At 49.4% G+C, this 16,728-nt stretch carries 2 protein-coding genes; both read left to right on the top strand.

The window, feature by feature from the left end; genetic code table 11:
• The first annotated feature begins 141 nt into the window (after positions 1–141).
• On the top strand, positions 142–267 hold the full coding sequence (locus L0B17_RS18075) for a hypothetical protein (RefSeq protein ID WP_268834030.1): 126 nt from the start codon (positions 142–144) through the stop codon (positions 265–267).
• 143 nt (positions 268–410) lie between these two features.
• Positions 411–16,643, top strand: a complete 16,233-nt coding sequence (locus L0B17_RS04205) for a VCBS domain-containing protein (protein WP_235087812.1) — start codon at positions 411–413, stop codon at positions 16,641–16,643.
• The last annotated feature ends 85 nt before the right edge of the window (positions 16,644–16,728 follow it).

Here is a 16,728-nt window from a genome sequence, read left to right as displayed (position 1 = left end):
ATTCCGAGTATTTTTGGGTTAGAATTGTTAAATCTGGGTTAGTGTGCAATGTTGTAAAAGTACAAAAATATTACACTGTTATGCTAAGTCTATAATGTATTGAATAATTCCGAGTCAGGAATAGCTGTTGGGAGCTAATTAATGGGTACAATAACAACACCGAAAGCAGGTATATTAACTGAAACGCAAAGCCAAATCAGTGTATCTGCAGGTAATCAATTAACCATTTTACAGCCCGGCAAACAATTCCCGAAGCGAGTTTATTAATTTTTGATGACAACGCACGTTTTGTTATTACCTTTGATGATGACACCGTTTTCTCTCAAGATGGTATTTCTACAGCTCAACCCGAGTTAAATGATGACATCACTAACCTTGCAGCACTGGATGAAATAGAAGCATTACAAGCTTTGATAGCATCGGGTGAAGATCCAACTGTCGACCTTCCTGAAACGGCCGCTGGTACACCGACAGGTAATGAAGGCGGTAGTTTTATCAGAGTAGATCGTTCTGCTGATGAAACCATCGCGAATTCTAGCTTTAATACAGCGGCCCAACCCGCTACTCCTCCTTCAATTATTGAAGAAAGAACCATTACACCAGAAGATATACCTTCTGTATTAGTTAACGACACCCAAATCGTTGCTGAAGGCCAAATTGTAGCTGGTAACCTACTCGAAAATGATATCGATCCTGACACGGAATTATCAATCGTTTCCTTTGACATTGATGGTGAGACCTATCCAGCTGGTACTGAAGTCGTTCTTGAGGGCGGCGTATTAATCATCAATGCTGATGGTTCTTATACTTTCACCCCAAATGACAATTGGAACGGTGAAGTACCGATTATTACCTACACCACCAATACTGGCGCAACCGCAACATTAACCATTGAAATTACACCGGTTGACGATCCTACGGTGACCGAAAATGATGCTGTTGTCGCTGCTGAAGATACACCAGTATCAGGTAATGTATTAGATAACGACAACGATCCAGATTCTGATCTTACTGTGGTCAGTTTTGACATTAACGGTGAGACCTATCCAACTGGTACTGAAGTCGTTCTCGAGGGCGGTGTATTAATCATCAATGCTGATGGTTCTTATACTTTCACCCCAAATGACAATTGGAACGGTCAAGTACCGGTTATCACCTACACCACCAATACTGGCGCAACCGCAACATTAACCATTGAAATTACACCGGTTGACGATCCTACGGTGACCGAAAATGATGCAGTTGTCGCTGCTGAAGATACACCAGTGTCAGGTAATGTATTAGATAACGACTACGATCCAGATTCTGATCTTACTGTGGTCAGTTTTGACATTAACGGTGAAACCTATCCAGCTGGTACTGAAGTCGTTCTTGAGGGCGGCGTATTAATCATCAATGCTGATGGTTCTTATACTTTCACCCCAAATGACAATTGGAACGGTCAAGTTCCGGTTATTACCTACACCACCAATACTGGCGCAACCGCAACATTAACCATTGAAATTACACCGGTTGACGATCCTACGGTGACCGAAAATGATGCTGTTGTCGCTGCTGAAGATACACCAGTATCAGGTAATGTATTAGATAACGACAACGATCCAGATTCTGATCTTACTGTGGTCAGTTTTGACATTAACGGTGAGACCTATCCAACTGGTACTGAAGTCGTTCTCGAGGGCGGTGTATTAATCATCAATGCTGATGGTTCTTATACTTTCACCCCAAATGACAATTGGAACGGTCAAGTACCGGTTATCACCTACACCACCAATACTGGCGCAACCGCAACATTAACCATTGAAATTACACCGGTTGACGACCCTTCAAGTGCAGTAAACGATACTAACACCATATCTGAGGGGCAGACAGCCACAGGAAATGTACTAGACAATGATACTGATGTTGACTCAACTCTTACTGTTACCAGCTTTGAAATTGAGGGCAGTACTTATGCCCCTGGTTCAGCTGTCAATATTGATGGTGGCGTATTAATTATCAATGAAGATGGCACATATAGTTTTACACCTAATTCAAGTTGGAATGGTCAAGTACCAACAATCACTTACACCACAAACACAGGTGCAACGGCAACATTAACGATTAACGTGACTCCTGTCGATAATGACGCCGTATTATCGAATGATACCAATACCGTGGCCGAAGATACTATTGCGACAGGTAATGTACTTGATAACGATCAAGATATTGACTCTACACTTGAAGTTACAAGCTTTGAAGTTGATGGCCAAATCTATAATGCAGGTCAGCAAGCTACAGTGATTGGTGGCACATTAATTATAAATGTAGATGGCAGTTACAGCTTTACACCAAATGAGAACTGGAATGGTCAGCTTCCTATTGTCACTTACACTACAAATACAGGTGATACTGCAACATTAACAATCAATGTTGTACCTGTTGATGATCCAACCATTGCTTTAAATGACACAAATTCTGTTGAAGAAGACGTTATTGCAACGGGTAATGTATTGTTAAATGATAGCGATCCAGACTCGACATTAACTGTAATAAGCTTCTCTATTGAAGGTGATAGCACGACTTATGCCGCGGGTGAATCTGTCACTGTAGAAAATGGCACTTTACAGCTAAATGCAGATGGCAGTTATAGCTTCACTCCTGCAACAAATTGGAATGGCACGCTGCCGATAATTACTTATACAACCAATACAGGTGCAACTGCTACATTAACAATTTCAGTTACCCCTGAAAATGATCCTACAACAGCAGTTAATGATATTATTTCTGTAAAAGAAGATACTGTTGCGGTAGGTAATGTTCTCGATAATGATACTGATATTGATTCAACGTTAACCGTTCAAAGTTACACTCTAGCTGGTGATCAAACAATCTACCAAGCAGGTAGTAGTGTTGCTTTATTAGAAGGTGTATTAACCCTAAATTCAGATGGGTCATATTCATTCACACCCAACGCTGATTGGAATGGGCAAGTTCCTGTTATCACCTATACAACCAATACAGGTGTCACCGCGACACTGACCATTACTGTTACCCCTGAACCAGATCAAGCAACTATTACTCCGGTAAATGATCAAGGTACCGTCACTGAAGATGGGGCAACCGATACTGATAATGCCACCGTTGAAATGGTCTCTGGCACCTTAACCGTCACCGATGTGGATGCCGGTGAAGCGGTATTCCAGGTGCAAACCAATGTCGCCGACGGCAACTTTGGTAGCTTCTCGATTGATGCGAGCGGTAACTGGAGCTATACCCTAAACAACAGCCACATTGATGTGCAGTCATTAACGGCCGGTCAAACCCTGACCCGTGACATCACCGTCACCTCCGCCGATGGCACGGCCACTCACACTGTGACCATTACCATTGTCGGCGCCAACGACCCCGCTGACATTACCGTTAACTTAGGTAATGGCGACAGCGATGCAGGTACCGTCACTGAAGATGGGGCAACCGATACAGATAATGCCACCGTTGAAATGGTCTCTGGCACCTTAACCGTCACCGATGTGGATGCCGGTGAAGCGGTATTCCAGGTGCAAACCAATGTCGCCGACGGCAACTTTGGTAGCTTCTCGATTGATGCGAGCGGTAACTGGAGCTATACCCTAAACAACAGCCACATTGATGTGCAGTCATTAACGGCCGGTCAAACCCTGACCCGTGACATCACCGTCACCTCCGCCGATGGCACGGCCACTCACACTGTGACTATTACCATTGTCGGCGCCAACGACCCCGCTGACATTACCGTTAACTTAGGTAATGGCGACAGCGATGCGGGTACCGTCACTGAAGATGGGGCAACCGATACTGATAACGCCACCGTTGAAATGGTCTCTGGCACCTTAACCGTCACCGATGTGGATGCCGGTGAAGCGGTATTCCAGGTGCAAACCAATGTCGCCGACGGCAACTTTGGTAGCTTCTCGATTGATGCGAGCGGTAACTGGAGCTATACCCTAAACAACAGCCACATTGATGTGCAGTCATTAACGGCCGGTCAAACCCTGACCCGTGACATCACCGTCACCTCCGCCGATGGCACGGCCACTCACACTGTGACTATTACCATTGTCGGCGCCAACGACCCCGCTGACATTACCGTTAACTTAGGTAATGGCGACAGCGATGCGGGTACCGTCACTGAAGATGGGGCAACCGATACTGATAACGCCACCGTTGAAATGGTCTCTGGCACCTTAACCGTCACCGATGTGGATGCCGGTGAAGCGGTATTCCAGGTGCAAACCAATGTCGCCGACGGCAACTTTGGTAGCTTCTCGATTGATGCGAGCGGTAACTGGAGCTATACCCTAAACAACAGCCACATTGATGTGCAGTCATTAACGGCCGGTCAAACCCTGACCCGTGACATCACCGTCACCTCCGCCGATGGCACGGCCACTCACACTGTGACTATTACCATTGTCGGCGCCAACGACCCCGCTGACATTACCGTTAACTTAGGTAATGGCGACAGCGATGCGGGTACCGTCACTGAAGATGGGGCAACCGATACTGATAACGCCACCGTTGAAATGGTCTCTGGCACCTTAACCGTCACCGATGTGGATGCCGGTGAAGCGGTATTCCAGGTGCAAACCAATGTCGCCGACGGCAACTTTGGTAGCTTCTCGATTGATGCGAGCGGTAACTGGAGCTATACCCTAAACAACAGCCACATTGATGTGCAGTCATTAACGGCCGGTCAAACCCTGACCCGTGACATCACCGTCACCTCCGCCGATGGCACGGCCACTCACACTGTGACTATTACCATTGTCGGCGCCAACGACCCCGCTGACATTACCGTTAACTTAGGTAATGGCGACAGCGATGCGGGTACCGTCACTGAAGATGGGGCAACCGATACTGATAACGCCACCGTTGAAATGGTCTCTGGCACCTTAACCGTCACCGATGTGGATGCCGGTGAAGCGGTATTCCAAGTGCAAACCAATGTCGCCGACGGCAACTTTGGTAGCTTCTCGATTGATGCGAGCGGTAACTGGAGCTATACCCTAAACAACAGCCACATTGATGTGCAGTCATTAACGGCCGGTCAAACCCTGACCCGTGACATCACCGTCACCTCCGCCGATGGCACGGCCACTCACACTGTGACTATTACCATTGTCGGCGCCAACGACCCCGCTGACATTACCGTTAACTTAGGTAATGGCGACAGCGATGCGGGTACCGTCACTGAAGATGGGGCAACCGATACTGATAACGCCACCGTTGAAATGGTCTCTGGCACCTTAACCGTCACCGATGTGGATGCCGGTGAAGCGGTATTCCAGGTGCAAACCAATGTCGCCGACGGCAACTTTGGTAGCTTCTCGATTGATGCGAGCGGTAACTGGAGCTATACCCTAAACAACAGCCACATTGATGTGCAGTCATTAACGGCCGGTCAAACCCTGACCCGTGACATCACCGTCACCTCCGCCGATGGCACGGCCACTCACACTGTGACCATTACCATTGTCGGCGCCAACGACCCCGCTGACATTACCGTTAACTTAGGTAATGGCGACAGCGATGCGGGTACCGTCACTGAAGATGGGACAACCGATACAGATAATGCCACCGTTGAAATGGTCTCTGGCACCTTAACCGTCACCGATGTGGATGCCGGCGAAGCGGTATTCCAGGTGCAAACCAATGTCGCCGACGGCAACTTTGGTAGCTTCTCGATTGATGCGAGCGGTAACTGGAGCTATACCCTAAACAACAGCCACATTGATGTGCAGTCATTAACGGCCGGTCAAACCCTGACCCGTGACATCACCGTCACCTCCGCCGATGGCACGGCCACTCACACTGTGACTATTACCATTGTCGGCGCCAACGACCCCGCTGACATTACCGTTAACTTAGGTAATGGCGACAGCGATGCGGGTACCGTCACTGAAGATGGGGCAACCGATACTGATAACGCCACCGTTGAAATGGTCTCTGGCACCTTAACCGTCACCGATGTGGATGCCGGTGAAGCGGTATTCCAGGTGCAAACCAATGTCGCCGACGGCAACTTTGGTAGCTTCTCGATTGATGCGAGCGGTAACTGGAGCTATACCCTAAACAACAGCCACATTGATGTGCAGTCATTAACGGCCGGTCAAACCCTGACCCGTGACATCACCGTCACCTCCGCCGATGGCACGGCCACTCACACTGTGACTATTACCATTGTCGGCGCCAACGACCCCGCTGACATTACCGTTAACTTAGGTAATGGCGACAGCGATGCGGGTACCGTCACTGAAGATGGGGCAACCGATACTGATAACGCCACCGTTGAAATGGTCTCTGGCACCTTAACCGTCACCGATGTGGATGCCGGTGAAGCGGTATTCCAAGTGCAAACCAATGTCGCCGACGGCAACTTTGGTAGCTTCTCGATTGATGCGAGCGGTAACTGGAGCTATACCCTAAACAACAGCCACATTGATGTGCAGTCATTAACGGCCGGTCAAACCCTGACCCGTGACATCACCGTCACCTCCGCCGATGGCACGGCCACTCACACTGTGACTATTACCATTGTCGGCGCCAACGACCCCGCTGACATTACCGTTAACTTAGGTAATGGCGACAGCGATGCGGGTACCGTCACTGAAGATGGGGCAACCGATACTGATAACGCCACCGTTGAAATGGTCTCTGGCACCTTAACCGTCACCGATGTGGATGCCGGTGAAGCGGTATTCCAAGTGCAAACCAATGTCGCCGACGGCAACTTTGGTAGCTTCTCGATTGATGCGAGCGGTAACTGGAGCTATACCCTAAACAACAGCCACATTGATGTGCAGTCATTAACGGCCGGTCAAACCCTGACCCGTGACATCACCGTCACCTCCGCCGATGGCACGGCCACTCACACTGTGACTATTACCATTGTCGGCGCCAACGACCCCGCTGACATTACCGTTAACTTAGGTAATGGCGACAGCGATGCGGGTACCGTCACTGAAGATGGGGCAACCGATACTGATAACGCCACCGTTGAAATGGTCTCTGGCACCTTAACCGTCACCGATGTGGATGCCGGTGAAGCGGTATTCCAGGTGCAAACCAATGTCGCCGACGGCAACTTTGGTAGCTTCTCGATTGATGCGAGCGGTAACTGGAGCTATACCCTAAACAACAGCCACATTGATGTGCAGTCATTAACGGCCGGTCAAACCCTGACCCGTGACATCACCGTCACCTCCGCCGATGGCACGGCCACTCACACTGTGACTATTACCATTGTCGGCGCCAACGACCCCGCTGACATTACCGTTAACTTAGGTAATGGCGACAGCGATGCGGGTACCGTCACTGAAGATGGGGCAACCGATACTGATAACGCCACCGTTGAAATGGTCTCTGGCACCTTAACCGTCACCGATGTGGATGCCGGTGAAGCGGTATTCCAGGTGCAAACCAATGTCGCCGACGGCAACTTTGGTAGCTTCTCGATTGATGCGAGCGGTAACTGGAGCTATACCCTAAACAACAGCCACATTGATGTGCAGTCATTAACGGCCGGTCAAACCCTGACCCGTGACATCACCGTCACCTCCGCCGATGGCACGGCCACTCACACTGTGACTATTACCATTGTCGGCGCCAACGACCCCGCTGACATTACCGTTAACTTAGGTAATGGCGACAGCGATGCGGGTACCGTCACTGAAGATGGGGCAACCGATACTGATAACGCCACCGTTGAAATGGTCTCTGGCACCTTAACCGTCACCGATGTGGATGCCGGTGAAGCGGTATTCCAGGTGCAAACCAATGTCGCCGACGGCAACTTTGGTAGCTTCTCGATTGATGCGAGCGGTAACTGGAGCTATACCCTAAACAACAGCCACATTGATGTGCAGTCATTAACGGCCGGTCAAACCCTGACCCGTGACATCACCGTCACCTCCGCCGATGGCACGGCCACTCACACTGTGACTATTACCATTGTCGGCGCCAACGACCCCGCTGACATTACCGTTAACTTAGGTAATGGCGACAGCGATGCGGGTACCGTCACTGAAGATGGGGCAACCGATACTGATAACGCCACCGTTGAAATGGTCTCTGGCACCTTAACCGTCACCGATGTGGATGCCGGTGAAGCGGTATTCCAGGTGCAAACCAATGTCGCCGACGGCAACTTTGGTAGCTTCTCGATTGATGCGAGCGGTAACTGGAGCTATACCCTAAACAACAGCCACATTGATGTGCAGTCATTAACGGCCGGTCAAACCCTGACCCGTGACATCACCGTCACCTCCGCCGATGGCACGGCCACTCACACTGTGACTATTACCATTGTCGGCGCCAACGACCCCGCTGACATTACCGTTAACTTAGGTAATGGCGACAGCGATGCGGGTACCGTCACTGAAGATGGGGCAACCGATACTGATAACGCCACCGTTGAAATGGTCTCTGGCACCTTAACCGTCACCGATGTGGATGCCGGTGAAGCGGTATTCCAAGTGCAAACCAATGTCGCCGACGGCAACTTTGGTAGCTTCTCGATTGATGCGAGCGGTAACTGGAGCTATACCCTAAACAACAGCCACATTGATGTGCAGTCATTAACGGCCGGTCAAACCCTGACCCGTGACATCACCGTCACCTCCGCCGATGGCACGGCCACTCACACTGTGACTATTACCATTGTCGGCGCCAACGACCCCGCTGACATTACCGTTAACTTAGGTAATGGCGACAGCGATGCGGGTACCGTCACTGAAGATGGGGCAACCGATACTGATAACGCCACCGTTGAAATGGTCTCTGGCACCTTAACCGTCACCGATGTGGATGCCGGTGAAGCGGTATTCCAGGTGCAAACCAATGTCGCCGACGGCAACTTTGGTAGCTTCTCGATTGATGCGAGCGGTAACTGGAGCTATACCCTAAACAACAGCCACATTGATGTGCAGTCATTAACGGCCGGTCAAACCCTGACCCGTGACATCACCGTCACCTCCGCCGATGGCACGGCCACTCACACTGTGACCATTACCATTGTCGGCGCCAACGACCCCGCTGACATTACCGTTAACTTAGGTAATGGCGACAGCGATGCGGGTACCGTCACTGAAGATGGGACAACCGATACAGATAATGCCACCGTTGAAATGGTCTCTGGCACCTTAACCGTCACCGATGTGGATGCCGGCGAAGCGGTATTCCAGGTGCAAACCAATGTCGCCGACGGCAACTTTGGTAGCTTCTCGATTGATGCGAGCGGTAACTGGAGCTATACCCTAAACAACAGCCACATTGATGTGCAGTCATTAACGGCCGGTCAAACCCTGACCCGTGACATCACCGTCACCTCCGCCGATGGCACGGCCACTCACACTGTGACCATTACCATTGTCGGAACAAATGATGGTCCTGAATTCCGCTCAGGCCTAGATACGATTAATGGCCCAGCCAATAATGACATTTATGATTTTAACAATATCGCAGAAGGCAGCACCGCAGGAACAATCGTCGGTCAAGTTATTGCAGATGATATAGATGGCGATCAATTAACTTATAGCTTTGCAAATGGTTTACAAACATTTGGTGTATTTACCATTAATGTCCTTACCGGTGAAATTACACTTAACCAAACCATTGATGATGCCGATTTAGGTGATTACGCTTTAGATATTGTTGTCTCAGATCTAAATGGTGGAACAGACACCGCCATAGTTAATGTCAAATTATCAAATGTTGATGATGCGACCAATGCTGTCAATGACACTAACACTATTGCCGAAGATCATATCGCAACAGGTAATGTACTCGATAACGATACTGATATAGATTCTGCTTTATCTATCGCAAGCTTTACTGTTGATGGAAGCAGTACGGTCTACGCTGCAGGCACTCTAGTAACACTATCAATGGGCACTTTTGAGCTATTAGCTGATGGTAATTATACCTTTACACCTAATGCAAACTGGAATGGTATTGCCCCTGTTATTACCTATACAACCAATACCGATGTCACTGCAACACTGACCATCACAGTGACCCCAGTGAACGATAACTTCACTGATGCAAACGAAGTGATTTCAGTTGCTGAAGACAGCGGCGCCACCACTGGTAGCGTCTTAACCGGCACCAGCTCTGTTGATGGTCCTGTCAGTATTGAAAGCTTCAGCATTGCCGGCGTAACGGGCACCTTTACCTTAGGGCAGCCTGTGACCATTGCCGGTGTCGGCAGCTTCACTTTAAGTGCCAACGGTAACTACAGCTTTACCCCGGTCGCCAACTACAATGGCGCAGTGCCGGTGATCACTTATATCGTCACCGATGGCTCAGGCCCGACTGACACCTCAACACTGACCATCACAGTGACCCCAGTGAACGATAACTTCACTGATGCAAACGAAGTGATTTCAGTTGCTGAAGACAGCGGCGCCACCACTGGTAGCGTCTTAACCGGCACCAGCTCTGTCGATGGTCCTGTCAGTATTGAAAGCTTCAGCATTGCCGGCGTAACGGGCACCTTTACCTTAGGGCAGCCTGTGACCATTGCCGGTGTCGGCAGCTTCACCTTAAGTGCCAACGGTAACTACAGCTTTACCCTGGTCGCCAACTACAATGGCGCAGTGCCGGTGATCACTTATATCGTCACCGATGGCTCAGGCCCGACTGACACCTCAACACTGACCATCACAGTGACCCCAGTGAACGATAACTTCACTGATGCAAACGAAGTGATTTCAGTTGCTGAAGACAGCGGCGCCACCACTGGTAGCGTCTTAACCGGCACCAGCTCTGTCGATGGTCCTGTCAGTATTGAAAGCTTCAGCATTGCCGGCGTAACGGGCACCTTTACCTTAGGGCAGCCTGTGACCATTGCCGGTGTCGGCAGCTTCACCTTAAGTGCCAACGGTAACTACAGCTTTACCCTGGTCGCCAACTACAATGGCGCAGTGCCGGTGATCACTTATATCGTCACCGATGGCTCAGGCCCGACTGACACCTCAACACTGACCATCACAGTGACCCCAGTGAACGATAATTTCACTGATGCAAACGAAGTGATTTCAGTTGCTGAAGACAGCGGCGCCACCACTGGTAGCGTCTTAACCGGCACCAGCTCTGTTGATGGTCCTGTCAGTATTGAAAGCTTCAGCATTGCCGGCGTAACGGGCACCTTTACCTTAGGGCAGCCTGTGACCATTGCCGGTGTCGGCAGCTTCACTTTAAGTGCCAACGGTAACTACAGCTTTACCCTGGTCGCCAACTACAATGGCGCAGTGCCGGTGATCACTTATATCGTCACCGATGGCTCAGGCCCGACTGACACCTCAACACTGACCATCACAGTGACCCCAGTGAACGATAACTTCACTGATGCAAACGAAGTGATTTCAGTTGCTGAAGACAGCGGCGCCACCACTGGTAGCGTCTTAACCGGCACCAGCTCTGTTGATGGCCCTGTCAGTATTGAAAGCTTCAGCATTGCCGGCGTAACGGGCACCTTTACCTTAGGGCAGCCTGTGACCATTGCCGGTGTCGGCAGCTTCACCTTAAGTGCCAACGGTAACTACAGCTTTACCCTGGTCGCCAACTACAATGGCGCAGTGCCGGTGATCACTTATATCGTCACCGATGGCTCAGGCCCGACTGACACCTCAACACTGACCATCACAGTGACCCCAGTGAACGATAACTTCACTGATGCAAACGAAGTGATTTCAGTTGCTGAAGACAGCGGCGCCACCACTGGTAGCGTCTTAACCGGCACCAGCTCTGTTGATGGTCCTGTCAGTATTGAAAGCTTCAGCATTGCCGGCGTAACGGGCACCTTTACCTTAGGGCAGCCTGTGACCATTGCCGGTGTCGGCAGCTTCACTTTAAGTGCCAACGGTAACTACAGCTTTACCCTGGTCGCCAACTACAATGGCGCAGTGCCGGTGATCACTTATATCGTCACCGATGGCTCAGGCCCGACTGACACCTCAACACTGACCATCACAGTGACCCCAGTGAACGATAACTTCACTGATGCAAACGAAGTGATTTCAGTTGCTGAAGACAGCGGCGCCACCACTGGTAGCGTCTTAGCCGGCACCAGCTCTGTTGATGGTCCTGTCAGTATTGAAAGCTTCAGCATTGCCGGCGTAACGGGCACCTTTACCTTAGGGCAGCCTGTGACCATTGCCGGTGTCGGCAGCTTCACCTTAAGTGCCAACGGTAACTACAGCTTTACCCCGGTCGCCAACTACAATGGCGCAGTGCCGGTGATCACTTATATCGTCACCGATGGCTCAGGCCCGACTGACACCTCAACACTGACCATCACAGTGACCCCAGTGAACGATAACTTCACTGATGCAAACGAAGTGATTTCAGTTGCTGAAGACAGCGGCGCCACCACTGGTAGCGTCTTAACCGGCACCAGCTCTGTTGATGGCCCTGTCAGTATTGAAAGCTTCAGCATTGCCGGCGTAACGGGCACCTTTACCTTAGGGCAGCCTGTGACCATTGCCGGTGTCGGCAGCTTCACCTTAAGTGCCAACGGTAACTACAGCTTTACCCTGGTCGCCAACTACAATGGCGCAGTGCCGGTGATCACTTATATCGTCACCGATGGCTCAGGCCCGACTGACACCTCAACACTGACCATCACAGTGACCCCAGTGAACGATAATTTCACTGATGCAAACGAAGTGATTTCAGTTGCTGAAGACAGCGGCGCCACCACTGGTAGCGTCTTAACCGGCACCAGCTCTGTTGATGGTCCTGTCAGTATTGAAAGCTTCAGCATTGCCGGCGTAACGGGCACCTTTACCTTAGGGCAGCCTGTGACCATTGCCGGTGTCGGCAGCTTCACTTTAAGTGCCAACGGTAACTACAGCTTTACCCCGGTCGCCAACTACAATGGCGCAGTGCCGGTGATCACTTATATCGTCACCGATGGCTCAGGCCCGACTGACACCTCAACACTGACCATCACAGTGACCCCAGTGAACGATAACTTCACTGATGCAAACGAAGTGATTTCAGTTGCTGAAGACAGCGGCGCCACCACTGGTAGCGTCTTAACCGGCACCAGCTCTGTTGATGGTCCTGTCAGTATTGAAAGCTTCAGCATTGCCGGCGTAACGGGCACCTTTACCTTAGGGCAGCCTGTGACCATTGCCGGTGTCGGCAGCTTCACTTTAAGTGCCAACGGTAACTACAGCTTTACCCTGGTCGCCAACTACAATGGCGCAGTGCCGGTGATCACTTATATCGTCACCGATGGCTCAGGCCCGACTGACACCTCAACACTGACCATCACAGTGACCCCAGTGAACGATAACTTCACTGATGCAAACGAAGTGATTTCAGTTGCTGAAGACAGCGGCGCCACCACTGGTAGCGTCTTAACCGGCACCAGCTCTGTTGATGGCCCTGTCAGTATTGAAAGCTTCAGCATTGCCGGCGTAACGGGCACCTTTACCTTAGGGCAGCCTGTGACCATTGCCGGTGTCGGCAGCTTCACTTTAAGTGCCAACGGTAACTACAGCTTCACCCTGGTCGCCAACTACAATGGCGCAGTGCCGGTGATCACTTATATCGTCACCGATGGCTCAGGCCCGACTGACACCTCAACACTGACCATCACAGTGACCCCAGTGAACGATAATTTCACTGATGCAAACGAAGTGATTTCAGTTGCTGAAGACAGCGGCGCCACCACTGGTAGCGTCTTAACCGGCACCAGCTCTGTTGATGGTCCTGTCAGTATTGAAAGCTTCAGCATTGCCGGCGTAACGGGCACCTTTACCTTAGGGCAGCCTGTGACCATTGCCGGTGTCGGCAGCTTCACTTTAAGTGCCAACGGTAACTACAGCTTTACCCTGGTCGCCAACTACAATGGCGCAGTGCCGGTGATCACTTATATCGTCACCGATGGCTCAGGCCCGACTGACACCTCAACACTGACCATCACAGTGACCCCAGTGAACGATAACTTCACTGATGCAAACGAAGTGATTTCAGTTGCTGAAGACAGCGGCGCCACCACTGGTAGCGTCTTAGCCGGCACCAGCTCTGTTGATGGTCCTGTCAGTATTGAAAGCTTCAGCATTGCCGGCGTAACGGGCACCTTTACCTTAGGGCAGCCTGTGACCATTGCCGGTGTTGGCAGCTTCACTTTAAGTGCCAACGGTAACTACAGCTTTACCCTGGTCGCCAACTACAATGGCGCAGTGCCGGTGATCACTTATATCGTCACCGATGGCTCAGGCCCGACGGACACCTCAACACTGACCATCACAGTGACCCCAGTGAACGATATTGTCACTATTAGTACACCTGACATTCTTTCTGTGTATGAAGCGGGGCTCAATAATGGGTCAAATAGTGCAGCGGATATAGCAAGCTCAGGAAGTATGATCATTGGTGCCAAAGATGGTTTAGACAGACTTGAGATTCAAGTCGGTGGTACCCTTAACACACTGACATTAGCGGCATTGATTGCAGCTTCTGCGGCATCGCCACTTGTTATTGCTGGGGAGTTCGGTCAACTTACCATTACGGGGTATAACGATGGTGTATTGGAATATACTTATACGTTAACCAATGCTCAAAACCACACTGGCGCTAATTCAGACTCATTAACTGATGCATTCCAAATTACCGCATTTGATATTGATGGTGATCAAGCCAGTACTACCCTGAATGCAACTGTATATGATGATGCATCTATCGCAACCAACGACACTGTTTCATTGACCGTTATCCAGGACTCATTTGCTATTATTGGGGGGGTGCAAGCGGAATGGAAAACCGTCACTGGTGGTACGGGTGTTAGACGATTCGATGGTGATGTTGGCAGCGGTGGTGAAGATAACGATTCAGCATTAGATCAAGTACGCTGGGGAACCACCAATGGTGCCCAATCTGGCTATGGATTTATGGATAATGATGCTGAACTCAATGGCGAAGTGACCTTAAACCAAGATATTGTACTAGGTACATTTACTCACTATAACTACCCAATTAGCAGTGGCTCCTCTATTACTGCTGCGACTATGGATGTCGTATTTAATGTAATTGATTCATTTGGTAATGTTACAGCAGTAACATTGAAACTGAACTTTAGCCATAACGAAACCCCTAATAATGGTCCAGATCCACGTGACATTGTAACTATTGGCCAAACTAACGTGACCTTCAACTATGAAGGTGATGTCTATACCATTCAAGTCATCGGCTTTAGAGATAATAATGGTAATGTGGTTTCATCCATTTATACCGATGAAAATGCTTCTACCAGTTACGATTTAGTGATTCGTATGGTCGCAGGCAATGGCTATAACTTACCTTCAGTGGAAGGGAACGTTATGGATAATGATATTAGTGGTGCGGATATCAGTTTAGTGATTGGCGTAGCCGCTGGCGATCAAACCAGCACAGGCGTAACGGGTAATGTCAGCGCAATAATCACAGGACAATATGGTACATTAATCATCAATAATGATGGTACCTATACCTACGAGCTAACAAGTACTACAGAATCAATTCCTGCCAGGGCTATAGATTTATTTACCTACACGATTAGGGATGCTGATGGTGATACTTCAAGTGCAACATTGGCTATCAATGTAAACTTAGTGAATGCTCAAAACGTCCCTGTTGAAGATGCGGCTAAGGTCACCACTACGGGCACAAGCCTTAACGACAGTTTTATCGTGTTGAATGGCGAGAATGGTACTACTCAGAAACAACTTAACGTCAACTTTGGCGGCGGGTTAACAGGGCAAATTACTGACTCTAATAACAATTCTACTTCAGCTTCAGGTGCTAATTTAACCAGCTATAGTAAAGATAGCTCACAGGTCATCAGTAGTGGCGCTGGTAATGATCATATTGAAACGGGTCGTGGTGGCGATATTATCTACGCTGGTGAAACTGGCGCCTTTGGGTATAAATCAGATGATGAGTTAGAATTAAACCTTAGTACTATTGCAAATCATCATATTATGACAGGTACCCTATCAGGGGCCGATAGCATGATAGATCTTGATGGTTTATTACTAGCCAATGATGTTGCATCACAAAAAGCTGACGTGGTAAATAGTGGTAGCGGTAACGATTATATCTATGGCCAATCTGGTTCAGATATCCTTTATGGCCATACAGGCAATGACCATATAGATGGTGGTAGTCATAATGATGGTCTGCGAGGTGGTGCAGGTAATGACACACTAATCGGTGGCTTAGGCGATGACGTATTACGCGGCGATAGCGGCAATGATACTTTCGTCTGGCAAAAAGGTGAGTTTGGTAATGATATTATTACCGACTTTAACCGCCTGGAAGATAAGATTGACCTAAGAGACTTACTCATCAATGAGGAATATAACAATCTTGAGAATTTACTTAACTTTAGCTACAACGCTAAAGGCTCAAGTATTATAGAAATCGATGCCGACGGCGATGGTGTTTTCGAACAAACGATTACACTTGATGGTGTTGACTTAGCTGGCATTTATGGCAGTTCAGTAGAAGGCGTTATTATTAATGGGTTACTCAAGGATGGTGCACTAATTGTTGATACCAACCCAACACCGGCGCCTAATGGACAGGGAATAGACCCATTTGTTGATAAACCTGATGGACAAATGATCCCTTAATTTTAGGAAATTATTTCCCCCCATAGTAATATGGGGGCGTAGAAATGCTCCAAACACTAATAATAAGAATAAGTACAAAAAGAAT

Origin of the sequence: Shewanella sp. OMA3-2 (assembly GCF_021513195.1) — a bacterium.
In the GTDB taxonomy this organism is placed as follows: Bacteria; Pseudomonadota; Gammaproteobacteria; order Enterobacterales; family Shewanellaceae; genus Shewanella.
This window is presented reverse-complemented; position numbering and strand designations above follow the sequence as displayed.